Source organism: Ruegeria sp. BC6, assembly GCF_056539185.1.
Genome location: NZ_JBQFUM010000002.1, coordinates 586,318 through 608,641, shown reverse-complemented (window position 1 = coordinate 608,641; position 22,324 = coordinate 586,318). Strand labels below are relative to the sequence as shown.

Sequence of the window (22,324 nt, the reverse complement as noted above, 5' to 3'; positions counted from 1 at the left end):
GCAACTGTCGCAGAGACGCAAAGGGCTGTCGAAAGAAGGATCCTGTTCATCTTGCCACCCGGAATTGCTTCGATGTTGTGGTCAGTACAGCATGGCTGCCCTGACCGTTCTTGTGGATTCAATGCCCCGGAGCTCCGGGAATGGAGTGTTCCAGCTCGGCAGGGCGGAGCGGGAACTCGGAATGCTCATCCTCTGGCGTTTCGATGTCGGCGTGCCAGGTGAATTCCTTGTCCCCGAGGTCCAGATCGATCTCGCCCCCTTCGATGACCGGGTAACGGATCGGCTGCCCGGGCCGCAGGTCGATATTAGCGACACCGTCGTCGATAATGACCTGCCCGCTCACCAGAACGTAGGGGATTCCCTTGGTGAAGGAGCCGTTCATGCCCTTCTTCATCGATGATGTTTCGGTGATCGTGTCGGGGTCGAAGATCGTGATATCCGCGATCATGCCTTCCTGCATCCGGCCGCGTTCCTGCATCGCCTTCAGGCCCACCTTGGAAAAGTACTTCGCAGGAATGTAGGAGGCGTTGTTCACCATCTCCATCAGCGCGATGCCCTGTTCACGGGCCTCGCGGAACACGATGCCATAGGTGCCGGCATTGCGCGGGTGCCCCCCGTACTCCGTGAAATCGGCCTCGATCGGCAGCGGTTCGCCATCGACGGTGAAGCCGACGATGTCGTTGGCGATCGCAATATCCTTCATGTGGATCCAGCGCTCCAGGTCTGCTTCGGGGCGGACTGTGATGAAAATCGGCTTGCTCGGATCCTCCTTCTGCTGCCGGAAGAACTCCTCGTCGGACTCGTAGAGTTCGCCGGTGCTGGTATCGAAGATATCGCGGGTCGGAACGATATTGTTCGCCTCGATCTTGTCCGGCAGCAGTTGCGGTGTCGCGATGTTCGGATTGCCGGTGATGGCCGGGTAGTATTCCGCGAAGATGGTCATTCCGCGCATTTGCAGGCGGCGTGCAAGCTCGTAGATTTCTTCCCACCCCTGGTTCTGGATGTGGGAAAGGATCAGGGCCCCGTCGAGCGCAACGGCGTTTGCGATCACCTCGTTTGCGCCCAGGGAATAGTAGAGCGGCAGGCTCTCGGTCGGACCGAAACGGGTATGGGCGCCAAAGAAGCGGTCATACTTCTTCGCCATTTTCTGAAGCGCGAAAATCTCCTTCGGATAGGTGTTGTATCCCATGTATCCCACCGTCGTGTTGACGGTGATCGCCCCGGCGCGAAGACCCTTTTCATACATGGTCATGACTTCGACGAGCTGATCCGCAGTCGGAATATCCAGCGCCCAGCTGGCATGTCCGTCTTCTTCCTCGGCTGCACCGCGTGACTTGAGGATGTAGGTCGGATCGGATGCCAGCTCGACTGAAACCCCATCCATCACGACACGCCGGATCTCCTCGTGCCCCATCCCGGAACCGAAGTTGAGAAAGGAATTGCCCTCGTACTTGTCGTAGAACAGGTCGGCATCCGCCACGCCGCTCTCGGTATCGAGGATCGTCGTCGTGCCATCATGGGCCATCATCTTCTGATCGAAGCCGCCAAAGGAATGCGAATGGGTGTTGATGAATCCCGGCGCGACTACATGCCCGGAAACGTCGATCTCGCGCTTGCCCGTCAAGGCATCTTCGGTGATCGCGGTGATCCTGTCGCCGGTCACGCAGACATTGCGCACGGCATCAAGATTGGTTTCCGGGTCCATGACGCGGCCGTTGAGAAGCGCGACGTCGCACTCCTGAGCAACCGCCATCGAACTGCAGAGGGCCATGAGAGTGGCAAGAGTGAGGTGTTTCACGGTCAGTCCTTCCGGGATGATTGCGTCGGGCAAAAAAACGCGGGGCGGACGAGGGAGACCGCCCCGCGCTCTCCTCAGTCCAGCGTGTTCTTGTAGATCACGCCGTCCTTCATGATGACCTTCAGGTTGGGATCAGGATCGGCCAGAAGAAGGATGTCTTCGAGCGGGTTGCCATCGACCAGCAGGAGATCCGCGTAAGCGCCTTCCTCGACCACGCCGAGCGGGCCGTCTTGATACGGATTGTTCAAGCCCGTAAGCCGGTTCATGCGGGCGCCGTTCGATGTGGCCATGCGCAGAATGTCGAAGGGTTTGAACTTGGCCTCGTGCAGGTATTTGAACTCGTCGTTCATCTTCTTGTCCTGTTCAAGCGTCTGGTCCCAGTTGTTGATGAGATCGGTGCCCAGAGTGTAGAGGTCGATCATGCCCGGTGTCGTCTGGATCACCTCGATCATGTTGGCGGCGGCGTCACGGACACTCTTCCATTTGGCGAACGAGGCTGGCGTGTAGAAGGCTTCCGCCTGTTCGGTCGTCACCGAGTAGACCGGGGCTACCGCCGTCGCGAACATGATCTGCTTTTCGACCATGATCTCGGCGGCCTCCTTGGTCAGGAACGGGATGTGCTCAACGGTCTTTGCACCGTTGTCGATACAGTTGCGGATCGCCTGCTCGGTGAACACGTGGCAGGTGACGTAGGTGCCCCATTGCTCGGCGGTCTTGACCGCCATCTGGATCTCGTCCGCCTGGTACTGAAGCGAATGCAGCGGGTCGAACTCGGACGTGACCCCACCGCTGACCATGACCTTGATCTGGGTTGCCCCGCGCCGCAGGTTCTCGCGCACCGCCATGCGGATCTGCTCCGGGCCATCCGCGATGAAGCTCATGTCCGTGTCGACCCAATGCGATGGGCCTTGCCCCGACAGGGTTGGATGCCGGTCGTTCAGCTTGCGGAAATCGGCATGGCCCGATGTCTGCGTGATGAAGGCCTCCGAGGAATAGATCCTCGGGCCGGGGAACATACCGGTATCGATGATCCGCGCGATGGACTTTGCCGGTCCGCCGAGGTCACGAACCGTCGTGAACCCGTTCATCAGGATGCGCTCGGACCGGATCGTTGCAACGCCACCAAGATGGAAGGGCGTGATGTTCTGGCGCAACCCGTCACTGAGCGGGTTGAACACCAGCAAATGCACGTGCTGGTCATGCATCCCCGGCATGAGCGTGCGCCCGCCGCCGTCAATCATGGTTGCGTTGGGCGCTTCGATCCCGTCCGTCGAAATTTCCTTGATCAGGTTGCCTTCGACCAGAACGCTGGCGTTTTCGATCCGCGCCTCGTTCACGCCGTCAAAAACATGGACATTGGTGAACAGGGTCTGCGGCAGCGCTTCGTCCTGCGCAGAGGACATGCCGGCAGCGAGCGACACCACGCCCGCCAGTAATGTGGACTTGAAAAGATGCTTCATAAGTTTGCCCTTCCGCAATGTTGACGGCGGGGCCAGCGCCCCGCCGAAAGTTCAGTTCAACGTGTTCTTGTAGAACTTGCCGTCCTTCATGATGACGCGAATGCTCGGCACGTCCTGCCCGCGTGGCTCGGCATCGAACCATGTATCGACAGCGCCGATGGCAGTGATGTCTTCGAGCGGGTTTCCGTCAACGATGAGGATATCGGCATAGGCACCTTCCTCGATCACGCCGAGCTTGCCTTCGGGATAGGGGTTTCCGCGTCCCGTCAGTGCGGCCAGTTCGCCGCCATTCGAGGTCATCATCTGCAAGGCCCAGAGGTTGCCGAACTCACGCGCCATGAAAGCCTTGGTGAAGTCCATCGACTGCCGGTACGGCACACCGGTCAGCAGCACGTAGTCGGAATCGAACACCATCTTCGGCTTGTACTTCCGCACCAGATCAAACAACTGCTCGCTGTTTTTCCGCAACCAGAGGAACTTCGCCGTCGGCGGGAAGGTCGGGTCCTGGTGCATCGGATGCTCAAGCGCCTCGGGCGCCAACGCGGTCAGGTTGGGCGAGAAGAACGCTTCCTTCTCTACCAGCTTCTGCATCGTCGGTTCCGTTATGGTCAGGCCGTGATCCACCACTTTGACCCCGAGATCGAGCGCGCGCGACAGGTCGCTATCCATGAAGACATGCATGGCGACATAGGAATCCATGTCCCCGGCCACCTCGACGGCCGCGGCGATTTCTTCGTCTGTAAAGGCGGACTGGTAGATCGGGTCCTTGATGGAGGTCACACCACCACTGACCATGATCTTGAGGTAGTTGGCCCCAAGCGCAAAGTTCCGCCGCGCGCCGTGGAGCACCTCGGCAGGGCCGTCGACAAGCCGCGTGATCTCCAGCCGTTCAAGATTGCTTTCGTTCTTGCGTTGCCCGGCGATCCCCCAGTCGCCATGACCACCGGTCTGGCTGAGGCAGGCGCCGGACGAGTATATCCGCGGGCCCGGAAGCGAACCCTCGTCGATTACCGCACGAAGTCCACCATGTGCACCGCACATGTCGCGCACGGTTGTGAAGCCCATCGCCAGCATTTCCTGCGCAAAGGCCGCAGAACGTGCGCCGATCTCCTCCCATGTCGTGTCCTGAAGGCCCGGGATCGTGCCATCCTTGTACATATTCACATGCACATGGCTGTCGATCAGTCCCGGCATCAAGGTGCGTCCGCCGCCGTCGATCACATTGACCTCGACCTCTTTGGTCTCGATACCGCGTTCGGCCTGGATGGTGAAAGAATAGCCGTCGATACCGCCAACAGGATCGGGCAGGCGCTTGCTTCCGCCCGTTCGAACTTCGACTTCCCACGTGCCGGATTCGGGAATGTCCTCTGCAATCTTGTGAATCTTGTTCTTGACGACGAGCACGTCGACATCTTTCAAGCCGTCATTCACCCCGTCGAAGACCATCACGTTCTTGAACAGCGTGACCTCCGAGGGAATGTTGGGGATATCCTGCGCAATGGCAGGCGTCGTGAGCGCAATTGCCATTGACATGGCCGGCAGCAACGCCTTCAGGTTGAGTGTTGTCATTCGGTGTCCTCCCAGGGGTCGGTCTTCCTGCGGACCGATCCTCCCACTATGCACATGTGCCCCGAGATTCTTTTGACCCGCTGATCCCGTGGTGCATTTTTCTGACCCGATCCGGTCAATTTCAGCCAATTTCTGCTTGGCCGTCAGGCGCCCGCGCCCGTAGCGTGTCGGAGAGCGAAAGGGTGATGTGGATGCCGCAAGGAGAACAAAAGGACGGTTTGTCCCTCGTACGTGCTACGGTCCTCGGCCCCGTCGTAGCGATGATGCGGCGGCTCGATGCGGATCCGGCCTTTGCGCTCGGGCTGCATGGATTGAGCGAGGAACAGGTCCTGAACCCGGCCGAGTTCATCCCGCATGACACGGTCTATGCGGCGCTGGCCTCCATCGCCGACATCACCCGGCCGGATATCTGCGCCTTGGCGGGACAACAGACAGACCTGTTGAAGTTCCTGCCGCGTGGGGCGCTCCTCGGCCAGTCGGTGACCCTTGGCGATTTCTTCACCCGGTTCACCCAGATCGTCTCGAGGGAAAGCAACGCGGTGTCCTTCCGGCTCCTGATCGAGGAGGAACACGCCTACTTCACCACCAGTCGCAATTTCGAACCCGAGGTGTCGCCGGGCCATTCGGACGCCTTTCTCGTCGGGATCTGGATCTCCCTGCTGCACCGTGTTCTCGATTTCCGATGGGATCCAACCCAGGTTGTTCTGCGCCTCTGCGATCCGACCCTGCTGCCGGAGCAGTTTCATGGCGTGCGGGGCATCAAGTGCAACAACAGGGGATTCTCCATCCGCTTTCCGGCGGCCTGGCTGTCGCTTCCAATCAACCCCGAACTCCTCGTGAACCACGACAATGATATCGAAGAACCGGTTCAGGTCGATGTGCCCCTGGACTACCTCGAAGGCTTCGAAATTCTCGTGCGATCAAGGCTGTCCGATCCGGCGCTGACGGTGAGCGAGGCCGCCCGGATGTGCAGCATCACCACCAAGGTGCTGAACAAGCGCTTGTCCTCCTACGGAACAACGGCGTCCAAGGTGATCAACCGGCTGCGGATGGAAAAGGCCTCCGAACTGCTCACCACATCTGATCATTCGATCAAGGAGATCGCCCAATTGGTCGGCTTGTCCGAAACATCGGCACTCACCCGAGCCTTCACGCGGAACTTCGGCATATCCCCGAAAGATTGGCGCAATAAGGAGGCACAAGAGGCCCAAATTGCCGGAGCGCCTGCAGATTAGCCTGACCCCGCTGCGACTTCTCGACTACCGCAATCTCTTGGAACCTCGGTCGCCAATGGTAATGCCGAAGAGATGCATGAACCGGCGAGCCCTTCGCGGGGAGCAATCGATGGGAAAGGAGACCTCCATGCTATCCGCAGCGAACTCCCGCTTGCCGCCCATCGCGGCAGTTTCTGCGGAACGTGCCAATGGGTATTCTGGGCTCAAAGCCGTCATCCGACGGCATTAGCGATTAGACCGGTTTGTGGTTGCGAGCGGTCATTGGGGCCGCTCTCAGGATTGGTCCGACTTCGGCCCTCCCAGTACTATTCAACGAGTTTTCAAGCTCAACTCCGAGATCCTACCGTCGCCTGACCCTCTCTCGATTACGCTCCCGACGTTCGATGTTGATCCGGTGGTCGCGGCCCAATGCCCGGTAGAAGCCCGGTCTCTTGGACCAGTTCAGAAAGTGGGCAAAGCTGTCGACCTGATCGTCGTTGCGTCCGCGTGGAAAGGACTGAAGCTCCCGTTTGAATACCGGCAGCCAGGGTGCATCTGCAGGCAGATAAACCTTGCCCTCTTCGACAGGACCGCAAGCGGACTGGAACCGGGTTTCCTTGTCCTTGTCGGGTTTAATGCGTTCGTAGCGCCGACGGTCATCACGAAACAATTCGTCCAAAAGAGGTTTGCCGGAGGCCGCATCTTCGATCAGGAGACGATCGGGATCCCAACGGCCGACAAGTTGCAGTGCCTTGGCTTTCAGGTCTGGGTAGTCTACCTGCCCGCGCCAGACGTCGATAAGATGCCACGCATTTTCGCGGAACCCCCAGGTTGTACAGACAGAGAAATCAGACCGGGGGTCTGCCGACATGCCCGTATCCCAGCTCTGAACCACCAGTTGGAACCAGCGGCGATCTTCGATGGTCTCGTAGGTGCCAAACCACTCCCAGCGCAAGGGCGACCCGTCGGGAGCAATGGGGTTCTGCTGATACTGGCAATTGAACACGGCCGCGCCCATTTCGCGACGCTTGGTATCCAGCGTTTGCTGATCCAAACGGGACGGGCACAGGAGATCACCCGGTTTGCGGCGCATGACCCTTCCACGCCCAAGAGGAACCACCTCATGGCCTTCTGCGATGGCAGGCAGATTCAGATGCCGGTAGGTCCCGCGTTCGAGCAGATAACCCGACGGATCCATCTCGTGCAACCGTTGCGCAACCATAACCACACGCCCTTCGGCCGGATTGTCGAAGCGCGACAACAAGGTCCCCTCAATGAACTCCTGCGCCTTGACCAGCTCGGCTTCGGAGCCGGCATCTCCGGCTTTCAGCAGGTCATCGATGATGATGTAATCGGCGCCATGACCGGTGACAGAACTTCCAATGGAGACAGCCTTACGGCTGCCTCCCTTTGTGGTGCGGATTTCTTCTGAGGTGTTGCCCTTTTTAGCCAAGACCGTTTCAGGGAACATTTCCCGGTACCAGCGCGCAGACATGATCCGACGACAATCTTCGGAATGTTTGCGCGCCAGATCCAACCCATAGCTGGCAACGATGATCTTGGCGCTGGGGTTATGACCGAGAAGATAAGCGACATATGCAACGGCCACGGTGACCGATTTCAGGCAACGTGGCGGGATGTTGATGATCAGTCGCTTGTTTTCGCCTCGACGGACATTGTCCAACTCATGGCACATGGCCCGCACATGCCAGGCCGGATCAAAGCTGCGGTCAGTTCCCTGGTGCAGCGTGCCAAACACACGCCAAACGAAGGGAAAGAAATTGTCCCGGCAAACCTCGCGAGCGGCTTGCACGACGATTTTTGGATCAGGAGTCGTCATCTTCCGCCTCCTCGTTTTCCAGATCACCGTTACCGTCCAGTTGGCTGGAAAAGAAATCCCGGAGGATGTCGTAGTCGACAGCGTCGGGCTCAACCGTACGGACGCTTTCTTGCGCGTCCAATTCACTTGCGTTGAACAGATCTGTGTCCAGCTTAAGCAGCGCCATCAACAATTTCGTGTCGCCCTTCAACGCGCCTGCCGTGAACCGCTTGGCAATTGCCTCAGCCTTGGAAATCCGGATTTCGTGGTTGCCTTCGCGAACCGTAATCTTGGTTTCCAATTCACGTTTCAAGCTGGCATTCACCCCCTTGGCACCTTTCGGCCGCCCTTTCGGATTGCCGGATCGGCCTTTTTTGAATTGGGTCGCTTTGGGCGGTTTGCCGTAGCCGACCTCATACTCTTTTGTATCGTCAGACATGACCCACCTCCTGTTCTGAAGTGGTATCGTTGGCCGCAAAACGCGCATCGAACGTCTGGCCTGTTACCGCGTGCACGGCGCACTCACCGGTCATCTCCTGCCAACGGCGGATGACCACATCGACATAAGCCGGGTCGAGCTCAATAAGCCGCGCTTGGCGCCCGGTTTTCTCAGCTGCCAGCAGAGTCGCGCCGGACCCGCCAAAGGCGTCCAGCACGACATCGCCGCGGTGGCTCACATCCATGATGGCATCTGCAACCAGAGCTGTCGGCTTCACCGTGGGATGATCCGCGAGTCCGCCTCGCGCCCTGCCCCAAAGCTGTTCACACCGGCGTAATCCCAGACGTTGGTCCGGTTGCGCCCGTGTTTGCCCAGCTCGACGTTGTTGATGTGCGGCGCACCAGGCTTCTTGAAAATGCAAATCAGCTCATGCTTTGAGCGATAAAGGCTGCCCATGCCTCCGTTCGTCTTGTTCCAGACGCAGAGATTGATGAGGTCCAATCCAGCTGCTTTGCCCGCCGTAATCAGTTCTTCGATATGACGCCAGTCCATGCAGATCATCGCGATGCCTCCGTTCGGCAGGCAGTCAAACAACTGCGTGATCGCGCCTGAAAGAAAGCCGCGGAACTCGCTATCCGTCATTTCTCCCGACGCCATGGCAAACTCGCGGTGTTCGGCGCTATTGCCGGACCGCACATGCCCATTGACAGGCACGTTGTAAGGCGGATCGGTGAAGACTATCTGCGGGGTCTCGCCTTCCAGCAAGGTGTCGTAGCTCTGGGCTTGAAGGGCGTCCCCGCAGAAAATGCGATGATCTCCGAGAACCCAGAGGTCGCCCGGCTCCGTGACTACGGGTGCCGCAGGGTCCGGCGTCTCAACAGTTTCCGCTACAGATACCGTCACCTCACCGACGCTGTCGATAATGATGTCGATCTCCGGTGTTTCGAACCCTGTGATGTCCAGATCAAAGTTCAACTCGCCATCAAGGCTGAGATCCATCAGCTCGGCAAATTCGATCTGCAACGCCGCTTCATTCCAGTCCGACAATTCCGCCAGCTTATTGTCCGCAATGCGCAGAGCGCGTACTTCCGCTTCTGACAAATGATCCGCGACAACAGTCGGTACGGAATTCAACCCCAGGGCCTTAGCGGCCTCATAGCGGCCATGACCCGCGATGATTGTGCCCGAACCATCCAACAGGATCGGAGTGACAAAGCCAAACTGGGCCACCGATGCTTTCAGTTTGTCGACATTCTTGGCCGCGTGCACGCGGTTGTTGTTGGCGTAGGGCTTGATCTGGCTGATCTGGGATTGGATAACTTTTTCGGCCATCCAGATAGGCGTATTGGACGCCCGAACGTCGCTGTGTGTGTTTTTGGCAGGCATAACCGCCTCCTTTTGCGTGACGCCGCGCGGACGTCGAGATGGAGGGATCGCGCTGGAAAATCGGAGAGAGCACAAATCGCAACTCCCCGGACCAATCGATCCGAGACGTTGCTCCTTTGAATGCTCTCTGCGGAAACCTGTGTTTCCAATGAGTGCTGCCTGCGGGAGCAGTTTCCCGCCCTGATAGTCCGGGCGATTAGGTCGAATGTAGGTGCCATCAATACGAGACGCAACCCCCCAAACTAAAAGTAACCAATTAAGATTGTTGACGAATAATCGGGGGTACGCCAGCAACGCCCTTCAAAACACACGCCTCAAGTAATCGCTTCAGAAAGAGCTGGACTGTTGCCGTCAACCACGCATCACTGAACCCACGCCCGAGCCATTCGGGCGCTCCTCGGTACCGGGGTTCGGCATCTAGCCAGCCCCAAATCAGAGGAGACAATACATGTCCAAGCGGAAGCAAACCAAAATTGACAAAGTGCAACACTTGTTGCGCCGCCCGAGCGGCGCCAGCCTTGAGGCGCTCTGCAAAGCTACGGGATGGCAGCCTCATTCGGTCCGAGCAGCTCTAAGCGGTCTGCGGAAAAAAGGCGTCACAATTGAACGGCGGACATCCGACAAACCAAATGGACCATCCACATATCATCTGGCGGCGGGAACTGGAGAAGCGTCATGACCAAGACGAGCGATGTCGCCGATCTCGCCGCCATGGGTCGATCGGATCTGGTCACGCTTTGGCAGCAACTGTTTGATCAACCCGCCCCCGCCATGCTCAGCCAACCCTTTCTGCGCCGCTTTATCGCCTTTGAGATGCAGTCCCGCCGTCATGGCAGGCTACCCCGCCAGGTCAAAGCCACGCTGGAAAAGGGCTCTGGGAAGAAACCCCGGCCTACATGCCCTGCCCTAAAACCCGGCGGGCGCCTGCTACGCGAGTGGAATAGTGTGACCCATGTAGTCGACGTTACAGAAGACGGCTTCACTTGGAACGGTCGGTCCTATCGCTCACTCTCGGCCATCGCCCGAGAGATTACCGGCGCGCATTGGTCAGGGCCGCGTTTCTTTGGGCTCACCGGCAAGGCGGCCAAATGAGCCCGCGCCGTAAAATCCGATGCGCCATCTACATGCGCAAGTCCTCAGAAGATGGTCTGGATCAGGACTTCAATTCGCTGGATGCGCAATATGAGGCCTGCGCGGCCTATGTCGCAAGCCAGCGACATGAAGGCTGGACCCTGTTGTCCGGGCGCTACGATGACGGTGGCTTGTCGGGCGGCACCCTAGAGCGACCCGCCCTTCAGCGCCTTCTTGAAGAGATCGATGCCGGGCGTATTGACATGGTGGTGGTCTACAAGATTGACCGGCTGACCCGGTCGCTTGCCGACTTCTCTAAGCTGGTCGACCGGCTGGAACAGGCAAACTGTTCTTTTGTGTCCGTCACGCAGGCCTTCAATACCTCATCTTCCATGGGCCGGTTAACGCTGAATGTGCTGTTGTCCTTTGCTCAGTTTGAACGGGAAGTCACCGCCGAACGTATTCGCGACAAGATTGCAGCGTCGAAGAAGAAGGGGCTTTGGATGGGTGGCAACCTGCCTCTGGGCTATGATCGCCACCCCGATCCGAAGGCAAGAACGCTGGTGGTGAATGAAGAGGAGGCCAGAACGGTCCGGCATCTCTTTGGGCTTTATGACGAGCTTGGTTGCCTGCGCAAAGTAGAAGAACGGGCAACGGCAGAAGACCTGCGGTCAAAACGGGTTGTTCGGACAGATGGCAGTGTGAAGGGGGATTGTCCGCTGTCACGGGGTCAAATCTATTACCTGCTGCGCAATCCGGTCTATCTCGGAAAAATCCGCCACAAGGATAAGATCTGGGACGAACAACATCCGGCGATCATCGATCAGGACATCTGGGACCGGGTGCAGGAAAAAATGCGACAGGCCTCCAACCGCTCGCGGGCACGCGGCGACTCCGATGCGCGCCAACACTCCACTGACCCCGGGGCCTGGCTCACCGGTCTGCTGTATGACGAAACTGGTGATCGGTTGACGCCGACCCACACCACGCGCAAAGGCCGACGGTTGCGCTACTATATCTCCAATCGACTGATCTCAGGCGGCAAGGATATCTCTGGCTGGCGACTGCCCGGCCCAGCGCTGGAAAACGCGGTCATTGATGTCATCGTCAGACATTTGCAAGACGCCGCCGCGGCGCACCAAGTACTGGCGCAGCCGGAGGCCGGGTCAGCCGAGGCAGTTCAGACTTCAGTTGCGGATTTAGTAACCCGGCTTCTAGGCCATGGCTGTCAGATCGGCGCTGCTCTTCTGGCCAAAGGCAAACTTGCACGAGGACAGATCGACCTCGAATTTAACCCCAAAACTCTGGCAAGCGCACTTGGCATCGCGGCCGATCATCTGCACCCGGATCTCACCCACGTCACCGCATCTTTCGATCTGTGCCGCCGCGGCGTCGAGGCCAAGGTCATCGCCGGAGACATGGCACCCCAACCTGATCCCCACCTCCGGTCCATGCTGATCCGCGCCCATGGCTGGGCCCGTGATCTGAAGGCCGGAGTTCAACTGATGGAGATTGCCCGCCGCGAAAGCGTCCCTGACGCCTTCATCCGCACCCGTGCTCAGCTCGCCTTTCTCTCACCAAAGATTCAAACGGCGATTCTCGACGGGAGCCAGCCGCCCGAACTCACACTCAAGCGTCTGGTCAGCGTGACCCACCCACTTGAATGGTCCGAACAGGAACGCCTGTTCGGCTTCTGACATCTCCAGCTCCTGCGTCCCTGATACAGACTTCGCCCTCCCTGATCCGGCGGAACAATTCCCTGTTCGCACGAGGAAATTCCCTGTTCCACCTTTTAGGGAATTTGCAACATAAACCTCTGAGAAACATACAGTTCTGATAGAAGAAATGACGGAAGTCAGTCCCGGTTTGCGAATATTCCCTGTAAATTGCAGGTTATCAGGGAAATCCAGCCCAAAGCGACCCCGCTAAAATGCGACACTGAGACTCGCGCCTGAATTGTCCTCTGAATGTACGGTTTGCTTCGTCTCTGATTGAAAGCGCATGCGCCAACGCGCGGGAATTGCGTAACAATTCCGGATCAGAAAATACAACTGAAGTGAGACAGGTATGAGTGGCGGGGAGACAGGGATTCGAACCCTGGGGACGCTCTCACGCCCAACGGTTTTCAAGACCGCCGCATTCGACCACTCTGCCACCTCCCCGGCGCAGGCAGCGGTCTAAGACGAACATCGGTTGGTGGCAAGTCCAAAAGAGGGATTTCTTGCCGAAGCCGGACCCGCGGTCTTTCCTTGAAACAACCCGCAGGTTATGATTTGCGCGATGACTGCAGGAGGCCGGCAAAAGAACCGGTCGAACCGCAGTCGGGGCCAGCCACGCAAAGGCCCTACAGGCAAGGGATAACACAATATGAAGCGAGCGACAGAGACACGCTTTGGACCGCGGCCGTTGGCGGTGCTGGTTGTTGCAATGACTGCCCTGACGGGATGTGACGAAGCTTTGAACGCAGGCAAGTCTTCCTCGGAGGCAGCCAGTGACGATGGGCAGACCCAAAGCAACACCACTGAACTGTTCCCCGAAGTCGCCAGCGGCTCTCAGCGCGATGTTGAAGCGCCGGACGTCTTCGAAGTGACCGAGGCCGGGCTATGGGATGGGCGTCCTTCGTTGGGTGGCATCTGGGTCGCGCACCCCGGCGCGTCTCAGCCCGAGCGGGTCGCCATCAAGAACACAAGCAACAACAAGACCGTAACGGGCGCCTTGTTCCGCCGGGAACGAAACCTGCCCGGGCCAGCCCTTCAGGTGTCCTCGGCAGCGGCGGAAAAACTGGGAATGCTTGCCGGCGCTCCTGCCCGTCTGCAGGTGGTTGCACTCCGCCGCGAAACGATCGAGCCGGAGTCTTCGCCGGAACCCGAAGCAGCCCCGACCGAAGAAACTGCAGACGCCGCCGAAGCAACCGCAGCCGAAGAAGTCACAACGGCCGGGCCCGACGAAAATGTCGAAGAAAAGCCGGCCAAGCGGAAATGGTGGCAGAAAAAAACACCTGAAAACACCGGTGCCGTGGTCGCCGGTGCTGCCGCGGCCGGAGCGGCCGCAAGCGCCGCCGCCGAAGAAGCTGCGCCCGCAATTGAGGAAGCAGCAGATGCGTCCGCGACCGCTGCATTGACGGATCCGGTCGTCGCACCGCCACCCGCCCAGAAAAAACGCAAGTGGTGGCAGAAGAAAGATCCCAATGAAATTACCGAGACGCCATTGGACCCGATCGCAGGTGCAGCGGCCGCCATTGACGCATCCGAGCCGACGCCGGCTGCGGCGGCCAGTGCCACAGCCGCATCGTCGAACCTGACCAAACCCTATGTTCAGATCGGAACGTTCGGGGTTGAAGCGAATGCGAAAGCCGCGGCCGAAAAGGTCCGCACGAACGGATTGGCGGCCGAAGTTCTAGAACTGGAGTCGGCGGGCAAGTCGGTCTGGCGTGTATTGGTCGGCCCTGCCACAACCCGCGCCGAACGCAAGGCGATCCTCGGAGATATGAAAGACCTGGGCTTTACCGATGCCTTTATCGTGAAGAACTGAACAGGAGGGTCCAATGCTGACCTCACTCAAATCGGCTGTTCTGGCCGCGGGCCTTGCCCTGCTGGCCCTGCCGGTTCACGCCTTCGACACGTCCGCGCGCGCGGCCTACGTGATCGATCAAACGACAGGCACTGTGCTGTTGTCGAAGAATGCCGATGAACCGCTTCCACCAGCATCGATGTCCAAGCTGATGACGCTCTACGTGTCATTCGAAGCTCTGCGCGACGGTCGACTGACGCTGGATGAAACGCTTCCGGTCTCGGAACATGCCATGAGCTATGGCGGCTCGACCATGTTCCTGAACACGCAGGACCGGGTCCGGGTCGAGGACCTGCTGCGAGGCATCATCGTCCTGTCCGGCAATGACGCCTGTGTCGTGATCGCCGAAGCGCTCAGCCCGGACGGTACCGAGGCCGGCTTTGCGCGTTACATGACCCAACGCGCCAGGCAGATGGGCATGAACCACTCGAACTTCACCAACTCGAACGGCTGGCCTGCTGCGGGTCACATGATGTCGGTTCATGATCTGGCCGTACTGGCCGACAGGCTGATCACCGATTTTCCCGAATACTATCCGCTGTTTGCCGAGGAAACCTTCGAATTCGACGGCCGTGCCCCGTCGAACGTGAACAACCGCAACCCGTTGCTGAAACTGGATATCGGTGCCGATGGCCTGAAGACCGGCCACACGCAAGAGGCGGGCTATGGCCTTGTCGGATCGGCCAAGCAAGGCGATCGCCGGGTGGTCTTCGTTCTTTCCGGGCTCGACAGCATCTCTCGCCGGGCAGAGGAGGCTGAGGCCGTGGTTAACTGGTCGTTTCGAAATTTTATCGAGAGGACAGTTGCCAACGCCGAAACGCCGATAGCACAGGCCAAAGTGTGGATGGGCGCGCAAAAGACGGTTGGGCTTGTGCCCGACGGTGACCTCACCCTTCTGTTCCCCGTTCTGGGCGATCAGAACGTGCAGGCCGAAGTCGTGTATCAAGGCCCGATCAACGCTCCGATCGCCAAGGGCCAACAACTGGCCGAACTTGTGATCCAGCCCGAAGGTTTGCCCGAAATCCGGCGCCCTCTGGTCGCGGCCGAAGATGTGGCGATGGGCGGGTTCCTGGTGCGGCTGATGACCGTGGGCGGCATCGTCCTGAAAGACATGATCAACACCCCGCTGGAGTCGATGTGAGCCCGCGCGGTCTGTTCCTGACATTCGAGGGGATCGACGGTTCGGGCAAGTCCACGCAGGCCCGCAGGCTGGCAGAAAGCCTCGAGGCGGCCGGACATGACGTTGTTCTGACGCGTGAGCCAGGCGGTTCGCCCGGGGCCGAGGAAATTCGCCGGTTGGTCCTCGAAGGCGACCCCGACAGGTGGTCGGCGGAAACCGAAATTCTTCTGTTCACGGCCGCACGACGCGATCATTTGGAGCGCACGATCGAACCGGCCTTGAATGCGGGTAAGATCGTGATTTGCGACAGGTTCGCCGACAGCACCCGAATGTATCAGGGCCTGTCGCGCGGAGATCTGCGCGCGTTGGTGGACCAACTCCACGGCCTGATGATCGGCCGCGAGCCAGATCTGACCTTGCTGATCGATATGGATCCGGAAATCGGGCTATCCCGCGCCAAAGGCCGGCAAGGCACCGAAGAGCGGTTCGAGGATTTTGGTCCGGCCCTTCAAAAACGTATGCGCTCGGGTTTCCTTGCGCTGGCGGACGAGTTCAAGGACCGGTTCCGTGTGATCGATGGCAATCGCGACGTGGACAGCGTGGCCGTGGATGTGAGAGAAACCGTCCTGAAGGTTCTGCGGTAATTCACGAATGAGCGACGACACACCCACACCGGACCAGGCGCCCGGCGCGCTTCACCCGCGTGAGACACGCAGGCTGTTTGGACAGGATGCGGCCGAGCAAGCCTTCCTGACCGCCTTTGCGTCTGACCGGCTGCATCACGCGTGGCTTCTGACCGGCCCTCGTGGCGTGGGCAAAGCGACCCTGGCATGGCGCATCGCGCGGTTTCTGTTGGCCACGCCGCCGCAACAGGATGACGGGCTGTTCGGTGCGCCCGAGGATCCGACGACACTCGACATCGCGCCGGACCACCCGGTTGCAGCAAGGATGCTGGCTGGCGCCGAACCCGGTCTGGCCGCGATCACCAGATCCCTGAATGATCAGGGCCGCCTGCGTAGCGAGATCGTTGTCGATGATATCCGAAAATTGGGGCGCTTCTTCGGCCTCAGTTCAGCGGACGGAGGGCGCCGCGTGGTTATCGTGGATTCGGCGGACGAAATGAATGTCAGCGCCGCAAACGCGTTGTTGAAAATGCTCGAAGAGCCTCCCGCCCGCACGACACTGCTGCTGGTTTCGCATCAGCCGTCACGGCTGTTGCCGACGATCCGCTCGCGGTGCCGTACCCTGCGCCTGTCACCGCTGTCGCCGGAGGACATGAAATCGGCGCTGGCACAGACCGGGGCCGAGTTGCCTCCGCAATCCGATCACCTCGCGGCTTTGGCCGCCGGATCCGTGGGCGACGCGGTAAGGCTGATCAATCTGGGCGGGATGGAGATCTATGCCGAGCTGATCCAGATACTTGGCACCCTGCCCCGCCTCGACCGCCAGCGCGCGCTGGCTTTGGCCGAAGCGGCCGCGCAGCGCGGAGCAGCCGAGCGCTATGACCTGCTTTTGAATCTGATTGACATCGCCCTTTCTCGCCTTGCTCTGACAGGTGCGACCGGCGCGCCTCCGCAGCCCGAAGCTGCGCCAAACGAAGCCGAAGTTCTGTTGCGCCTGTCATCCTCGCGCCCACAAGCCTTGGGCTGGGCCGAGGCCGCATCCATCATCACGGCCCGTGCGCGGCACGGGAAGGCGGTGAACCTTGACCCTGTCGCCGTCGTCCTAGATACGGTGTTCAAGATTCAGGAAACCGCCGGTCCGAGCAGATGAGCGACACGCCCCAACCTCCCGCAATCACTGACAGCCATTGCCATCTGGATTTCCCGGATTTCGAGGGCCAGTTGGACGCAATCATCGCTCGTGCGGTCGAAGCGGGCGTGACACGCATGGTGACGATCTGCACACGTCTGCGCAATGAGCCGACCGTGCGCGCGATCGCCGAAACACATGCCCCGGTTTTCTACGCTGCGGGCACCCATCCCATGAGCGCGTCCGAAGAGCCACTGGCGAGCGTCGACGAACTCGTCGCATTGTCCCGACATCCGAAATTTGTCGGCATCGGCGAAACCGGGCTGGACTATCACTACACCGCCGACAGCGCCGAAATACAAAAACGCTCGTTGAGGGTTCACATTCAGGCCGCCCAAAGTACAGGCCTGCCGCTGATCATTCACGCCCGTGCAGCCGACGAGGACATGGCGGCGATCCTGCAGGACGAGTTTCGGAACGCACCTTACTCCTGTGTGATGCATTGCTTCTCGTCTTCGGCCGAACTGGCACGGGCAGCGTTGGATTTGGGGTTCTACCTCTCCATGTCCGGCATCGCGGCCTTTCCAAAAAGCCAAGAGCTGAGGGATATCTTTGCGGCAGCGCCTGTCGATCGAATTCTGATAGAGACCGACGCACCATACCTGGCCCCGCCGCCGCACCGGGGCAAGCGGAACGAGCCCGGCTATACCGCTTTCACCGCCCGGGTCGGCGCCGAACTGTTTGGCATGGACTACCCGGATTTCGCCGCGCAGACCCAAGCGAATTTTGATCGACTGTTTGCGAAGGCGGCCGCCTACCCGGTTGCCGAATGAGCATGCTGCGGTTCACGATCCTGGGCTGTGGCTCCTCTGGCGGTGTCCCCCGGTTGGGTGGGCATTGGGGAGATTGTGACCCGCAAAATCCGCGCAATATCCGCCGCCGGTGCTCGATGCTGGTTGAACGGGACGGGCCGGACGGCACGACCTCGGTTCTGATCGACACGACCCCGGACATGCGCAGCCAACTGCTGGACACCAGAACCGGACGCCTCGACGCCGTTGTCTACACACACTCGCATGCCGATCATGTCCACGGCATCGACGACCTGCGCATGATCGTTTTCAACATGCGCGCGCGGGTGCCCGTTTGGGCGGATGGCGACACGCAAAACGCATTGCTGGGGCGGTTCGGCTACGCGTTCATTCAACCCGAAGGCTCACCCTATCCACCGATCCTCGACCTGAAGACAATTGACGGTCCGTTCGAGATAGACGGTCCGGGAGGATCAATCCCGTTTCGCCCGTTCAAGGTGAACCACGGATCGATCGATGCGCTTGGTTTTCGTATGAACAACCTGGCCTATCTGCCTGATGTTGCGGAAATCTACGATGATGCCTGGCCCGAGCTTCAGGGATTGGACTGCCTCGTGATCGACGCGCTGCGCCGGAACCCACATCCGACCCATGCCCACCTGGAAAAGACCCTTGGCTGGATCGAACAGCTAAAGCCGGCTCGGGCGGTTCTGACCAATATGCACATCGATCTGGACTATGCAGCCGTCGATGCCGAGACCCCTGACCATGTCGAGCCTGCCTATGACGGCATGGTGATCCGGCAGCCATTGTAGGACATCGGATTGCACGCGCTTCCCCCAGCTCTGACCGAACAGCCTGGATTGAGGTCGTGACATGTTGCAAAGCCTGATCGACGTCATCCTTCCGGTCTTTCTTGTGATTGGGGCTGGTTATGTCTCGACGCTGACGGGCTATTTCAAAGAAGTTCATATCGATGGGTTGATGAAGTTCACGCAGGGGTTCGCAATCCCCTGCCTGCTGTTTCTGGCCATCGCCCATCTGGACCTGAGCGCCAGCTTTGACCCGCGCCTTCTGGGCAGTTTCTATACAGCCGCAGCTCTGTGTTTCCTTGCGGGGGTATTTGGCGCTCGCCTGATATTCAAGCGCGAATGGGAAGACTGCGTCGCGATCGGGTTCTGCTGCCTGTTTTCGAACTCGGTCCTGCTGGGCCTGCCGATCACCGAACGCGCCTATGGGCCCGACAACCTGACCGGAAACTATGCGATCATCGCGTTCCACTCGCCGTTCTGCTACTGCGTCGGCATTACCGTGATGGAGGTCATCCGCAACCGAGGCAATGGCGGTATGCGCATGGCTCGATCGGTGCTTTCGGCAATGTTCAAGAACGCGCTGATCCTGGGCATCGCTCTGGGCTTCATCGTCAATCTCACGGGCGTCGGCATTCCGGCAGTGGCAGACGAGGCCTTGAGTCTGGTGACCCGCGCCGCATTGCCCGGCGCCCTGTTCGCCCTGGGTGGAGTTCTGGTCAAATACAAGCCCGAAGGCGACCTGCGGACAATCGGCTATGTTTGCTGCGTTTCACTTGTTCTGCATCCAAGCCTGGTCTGGTTGTTCGGTACAGCGACCGCCCTGCCGCAAGATCTTTTCCGCTCGGGCGTTCTGAACGCGGCGATGGCCCCCGGTTTCAACGCCTACATCTTCGCCAACATGTATGGCCGGGCCAAACGAGTTGCCGCCTCTTCGGTTTTGATTGGCACAGGCGTGTCCATTCTTACGGTATGGATGTGGTTGACGTTGCTCGGATAAAGACGAATTGACTTTGCGGGAGGGCGCCACACCTATCCCGAAACAGTACAAGGAAGCCCCAGCATGCCGACTGCCGTCATCGTAGCGCATGGCCAACCCTCCGACCCAGACCCGGCCGAGGCATCTCTGGCCAGACTGGCCGCTCGGATCGATCAACTGACGGATAGAGTCACAGTCAGATCGGCGACCCTCGCCGCGCCAGGCGCGTTGGAAAAGGTCCTTGATGACATTCCGGACGGCAGCGCGATTTATCCTTTGTTCATGGCGAAAGGGTGGTTCGTGACTTCTGCGCTTCCCAAGCGCCTTGAAGGGCGCGCAGTTCGGCAACTCGACCCGCTGGGCGTTGACCCGCAGCTACCCAACCTGGTGGCGCGCGCCCTGCAACCATTGATCGACGAGCAAGGTTGGAGCACCACGTCAACGGATCTGCTGATTGCCGCACACGGCTCAGGCCGCAGCCGCAACCCGGCAGCTGTCACCCACGAATTCGCTGACCGCTTGGCCGGGTTGATATCGCTGAAATCAATCCGCTGCGGATTTGTCGAAGAACCCCCATCGATCAGTGACGCCGCCCAAATGACCGGGGATCATGCGATCTGCCTGCCGTTCTTTGCCTGCACCGGGGGCCACGTGTTGGATGATATTCCCGCCGAGCTGGGCAAGGCCGCATTTCGTGGCCCGGTGCTGCCTGTGGTCGGCGAGTTGGATGAAGTCCAGTCGCATATCGCGCGCGCATTGGACGGGGCTTTCGTTGCGTAGCCAATCAGCCAGCTTATCAACGCACCGGGCTACTCCGGTGCCGGCGCCGCTTCGGAATAGAAGCGATGGCACGACCGACCGTTTCGCTTGGCCTCGTACAGGGCCAAATCCGCCGCGTGCAGAATCTCAGCCGGTTTCGGGGACAGAAACTGTGACGTAAGGGCGGTCCCGATGCTCGCCGAGACCGCGCAGGTCTCGCCCTCGAAAACCATAGGTTTCTGAAGGCGGCTAATCAGGCGGTTGGCGATCCGTTCAAGTTGAGCCCTGCTCGACAGGCTTTTGAATATCAAAACAAATTCATCGCCGCCGATCCGGGCGACGGTGTCGTCGCTGCGGGTTTCTTCCAGCATGATCCGAGCGGCCTGGGACAGGACATAGTCGCCCGCGGCATGCCCCAATTCGTCGTTCACGGCTTTGAAGAAATCCAGGTCCAGATGCATCAACGCAAAAGTGGATTTCGTTGAAACCAAATGCTCGAGAATATGGTCCATCGCGCGCCGGTTCTTGAGGCCGGTCAGAGTATCCGTATAGGCCTGTTCCTCGGCCGCAAGCATTGCCCCCTGAAGCCGCAGGTTCAACGACCTCGAAGCCTCCATCGCCGCAGACTTGGCCTCGACCAGGTAGAGCAATTCAATCGCGAGGTCGGTTCCCGAGAAATCCGCACTTGTCAGGGCATAGTCTCGTACAGCGTCCAAGATCGATATCCCGAAGGACAGGTTGATAACCGCGCCTGCATCGTCAGGCAGCGGCGCCACCAAACCCTTCAATGCTGTGCGCGGTTCATCGTGAAGCTTGAGATGAAGCTTGGTACCTGCCGTCGCCATCAACGCCGGCAGAGTCGTTACGGTTCTGGGCCTTACCACTTCAAAAATTTCCAGAATGCCGCTGCCGACCATCGGCTGGTCCGGGCGCAGTTTTTGCAGTGTCGGCCCGACCTGAAGGATACGCCCATCCTGATCCACCAAGGCGAACATCGGGCACAACGTCTCCAACATCCTGCCCAGTTGATCCAGCTCCATCATCAGTTCCGCGCCCCCAGATCAAAGTGACGACCCTCGGCAAAGGCGCTTTCGACCAGAACCATCGAGATGACGTCCACCCCGCCCCTCTGCCCGGCATGCCTCAGAATCACGAGCGCGCCATAGTCGTCCGCCATTGCTCGCAAGATCCCGATCATGACATTGGCATACCCATCCAGCCCGGGATGGCAGCGCAGTTCGAATTCTGTGGGCGAACGCTCCAGCAGTTCCAGGGCAGGCAATTCAAGGTCAGAGACCGCCAGTTTGACCCGGTCGGCCAGATCATCCAAAGACTGCAGAAACTCGACATAGGTAACGCCGCCAAAGCGCAGAAGGCGCCGCAATCCTTCCATGTTGGGGTGTGAGACCAGATAGGTTCCGAGATCTTCCAGAAACTCGTCCCGCGAACGGTTCAATTGATCGCAGACCACGTCCAGCAGGCGATATGACTTTTCCCGGTCGTAGACGAGCATCGCTTCGAACTCGGCGAACCCAAGTTCAGCGGCCTCGGTCGCCCGAAGCCAGCGCTCACGCCCATAGGTCGCGCATACAAACGATTGAACTGCCCTGTTGATCAATCCGTGCATGAATGCCCTCAAAAAGGTTTCATGCCGATCCCACCTCAAAGATCTTAACAAAGGCCAAATGCGGCAGTTCAAGATGCGGAAAATTCACGGAAATCTCAGGATGAGATATCCTGCCGTTCCAGCTGCCTGCCCGATGATGC

19 protein-coding genes, 1 tRNA gene and 1 pseudogene are annotated in these 22,324 nt (G+C 59.4%); 12 read left to right on the top strand and 9 right to left on the bottom strand.

Annotated features, from left to right (window positions below; all coding sequences use genetic code 11):
• Nucleotides 1-118: 118 nt before the first annotated feature.
• The 3 genes from ACR0MM_RS10455 to ACR0MM_RS10445 all read right to left on the bottom strand — a co-directional run bounded on the left by ACR0MM_RS10455 (nucleotide 119) and on the right by ACR0MM_RS10445 (nucleotide 4,827).
• Nucleotides 119-1,798 (bottom strand): amidohydrolase family protein, encoded by a 1,680-nt coding sequence (locus tag ACR0MM_RS10455; RefSeq protein ID WP_170392031.1) that lies wholly within the window; start codon nucleotides 1,796-1,798, stop codon nucleotides 119-121.
• A 74-nt stretch (nucleotides 1,799-1,872) separates the two neighbouring features.
• Nucleotides 1,873-3,258: a metal-dependent hydrolase family protein gene (locus ACR0MM_RS10450; protein ID WP_170342821.1), complete on the bottom strand. Its 1,386-nt coding sequence runs from the start codon at nucleotides 3,256-3,258 to the stop codon at nucleotides 1,873-1,875.
• A 51-nt stretch (nucleotides 3,259-3,309) separates the two neighbouring features.
• Nucleotides 3,310-4,827 carry a metal-dependent hydrolase family protein gene (locus tag ACR0MM_RS10445; protein ID WP_480695993.1) on the bottom strand — a complete coding sequence of 506 codons (1,518 nt, stop codon included), beginning with the start codon at nucleotides 4,825-4,827 and terminating at the stop codon, nucleotides 3,310-3,312.
• 191 nt (nucleotides 4,828-5,018) lie between these two features.
• Here ACR0MM_RS10445 and ACR0MM_RS10440 point away from each other — a divergent pair, with 191 nt between their 5' ends.
• Nucleotides 5,019-6,062, top strand: coding sequence for a helix-turn-helix domain-containing protein (locus ACR0MM_RS10440; protein ID WP_480695991.1), 1,044 nt, complete (start codon nucleotides 5,019-5,021; stop codon nucleotides 6,060-6,062).
• A gap of 340 nt (nucleotides 6,063-6,402) precedes the next feature.
• On the opposite strand, the gene terL is transcribed toward ACR0MM_RS10440, so the two are convergent.
• From terL to ACR0MM_RS10425, 3 genes and pseudogenes are all read right to left on the bottom strand, one after another.
• Entirely contained in the window at nucleotides 6,403-7,974 is a 1,572-nt protein-coding gene (gene terL / locus ACR0MM_RS10435) for a phage terminase large subunit (RefSeq protein ID WP_480695989.1), read from the bottom strand.
• The gene (locus ACR0MM_RS10430) at nucleotides 7,868-8,299 is read right to left on the bottom strand and encodes a DUF5681 domain-containing protein (RefSeq protein ID WP_480695987.1); all 432 of its coding nucleotides are present in this window, start codon (nucleotides 8,297-8,299) and stop codon (nucleotides 7,868-7,870) included. The genes terL and ACR0MM_RS10430 overlap by 107 nt, the downstream gene beginning before the upstream one ends.
• Nucleotides 8,292-9,631, bottom strand: a pseudogene (locus tag ACR0MM_RS10425) (site-specific DNA-methyltransferase). Before ACR0MM_RS10425 ends, ACR0MM_RS10430 begins: the two are co-directional and overlap by 8 nt.
• Before the next feature lie 502 nt (nucleotides 9,632-10,133).
• On the opposite strand from ACR0MM_RS10425, the gene ACR0MM_RS10420 reads away from it, so the two are divergent.
• The 3 genes from ACR0MM_RS10420 to ACR0MM_RS10410 are packed head-to-tail and all read left to right on the top strand — an operon-like array spanning nucleotide 10,134 to nucleotide 12,453.
• Nucleotides 10,134-10,364, top strand: coding sequence for a DUF3489 domain-containing protein (locus ACR0MM_RS10420; protein ID WP_093964945.1), 231 nt, complete (start codon nucleotides 10,134-10,136; stop codon nucleotides 10,362-10,364).
• Nucleotides 10,361-10,777 (top strand): DUF2924 domain-containing protein, encoded by a 417-nt coding sequence (locus ACR0MM_RS10415; RefSeq protein ID WP_093964944.1) that lies wholly within the window; start codon nucleotides 10,361-10,363, stop codon nucleotides 10,775-10,777. Before ACR0MM_RS10420 ends, ACR0MM_RS10415 begins: the two co-directional genes overlap by 4 nt.
• Nucleotides 10,774-12,453: a recombinase family protein gene (locus tag ACR0MM_RS10410; RefSeq protein WP_480695985.1), complete on the top strand. Its 1,680-nt coding sequence runs from the start codon at nucleotides 10,774-10,776 to the stop codon at nucleotides 12,451-12,453. The genes ACR0MM_RS10415 and ACR0MM_RS10410 overlap by 4 nt, the downstream gene beginning before the upstream one ends.
• 375 nt (nucleotides 12,454-12,828) lie before the next feature.
• Here the strand turns inward: ACR0MM_RS10410 and ACR0MM_RS10405 are convergent.
• Nucleotides 12,829-12,918: transfer RNA gene (locus ACR0MM_RS10405), tRNA-Ser, on the bottom strand.
• A gap of 265 nt (nucleotides 12,919-13,183) precedes the next feature.
• On the opposite strand from ACR0MM_RS10405, the gene ACR0MM_RS10400 reads away from it, so the two are divergent.
• From ACR0MM_RS10400 to ACR0MM_RS10365, 8 genes are all read left to right on the top strand, one after another.
• On the top strand, nucleotides 13,184-14,287 hold the full coding sequence (locus ACR0MM_RS10400; protein ID WP_480695983.1) for an SPOR domain-containing protein: 1,104 nt from the start codon (nucleotides 13,184-13,186) through the stop codon (nucleotides 14,285-14,287).
• 13 nt (nucleotides 14,288-14,300) lie between these two features.
• The gene (locus ACR0MM_RS10395) at nucleotides 14,301-15,467 is read left to right on the top strand and encodes a D-alanyl-D-alanine carboxypeptidase family protein (protein ID WP_480695981.1); all 1,167 of its coding nucleotides are present in this window, start codon (nucleotides 14,301-14,303) and stop codon (nucleotides 15,465-15,467) included.
• Entirely contained in the window at nucleotides 15,464-16,090 is a 627-nt protein-coding gene (gene tmk, locus ACR0MM_RS10390; protein ID WP_170341058.1) for a dTMP kinase, read from the top strand. The genes ACR0MM_RS10395 and tmk overlap by 4 nt, the downstream gene beginning before the upstream one ends.
• A 7-nt stretch (nucleotides 16,091-16,097) precedes the next feature.
• Nucleotides 16,098-17,219, top strand: a complete 1,122-nt coding sequence (locus ACR0MM_RS10385) for a DNA polymerase III subunit delta' (protein WP_480695979.1) — start codon at nucleotides 16,098-16,100, stop codon at nucleotides 17,217-17,219.
• A complete protein-coding gene (locus tag ACR0MM_RS10380) occupies nucleotides 17,216-18,031 on the top strand; it encodes a TatD family hydrolase (protein WP_170357361.1) in 816 nt (271 codons plus the stop codon). The genes ACR0MM_RS10385 and ACR0MM_RS10380 overlap by 4 nt, the downstream gene beginning before the upstream one ends.
• Nucleotides 18,028-18,825 (top strand): MBL fold metallo-hydrolase, encoded by a 798-nt coding sequence (locus ACR0MM_RS10375; protein ID WP_170434760.1) that lies wholly within the window; start codon nucleotides 18,028-18,030, stop codon nucleotides 18,823-18,825. Before ACR0MM_RS10380 ends, ACR0MM_RS10375 begins: the two co-directional genes overlap by 4 nt.
• 61 nt (nucleotides 18,826-18,886) lie before the next feature.
• Nucleotides 18,887-19,819 carry an AEC family transporter gene (locus ACR0MM_RS10370; protein ID WP_170341050.1) on the top strand — a complete coding sequence of 311 codons (933 nt, stop codon included), beginning with the start codon at nucleotides 18,887-18,889 and terminating at the stop codon, nucleotides 19,817-19,819.
• Nucleotides 19,820-19,882: 63 nt separating this feature from the next.
• Nucleotides 19,883-20,578, top strand: coding sequence for a CbiX/SirB N-terminal domain-containing protein (locus ACR0MM_RS10365; RefSeq protein WP_480695976.1), 696 nt, complete (start codon nucleotides 19,883-19,885; stop codon nucleotides 20,576-20,578).
• 29 nt (nucleotides 20,579-20,607) lie between these two features.
• On the opposite strand, the gene ACR0MM_RS10360 is transcribed toward ACR0MM_RS10365, so the two are convergent.
• Together ACR0MM_RS10360 and ACR0MM_RS10355 are read right to left on the bottom strand one after the other, a co-directional pair.
• The gene (locus tag ACR0MM_RS10360; RefSeq protein ID WP_480695975.1) at nucleotides 20,608-21,600 is read right to left on the bottom strand and encodes a diguanylate cyclase domain-containing protein; all 993 of its coding nucleotides are present in this window, start codon (nucleotides 21,598-21,600) and stop codon (nucleotides 20,608-20,610) included.
• Nucleotides 21,600-22,184 (bottom strand): heme NO-binding domain-containing protein, encoded by a 585-nt coding sequence (locus tag ACR0MM_RS10355; protein WP_170365909.1) that lies wholly within the window; start codon nucleotides 22,182-22,184, stop codon nucleotides 21,600-21,602. Before ACR0MM_RS10355 ends, ACR0MM_RS10360 begins: the two co-directional genes overlap by 1 nt.
• Nucleotides 22,185-22,324 lie beyond the last annotated feature (140 nt).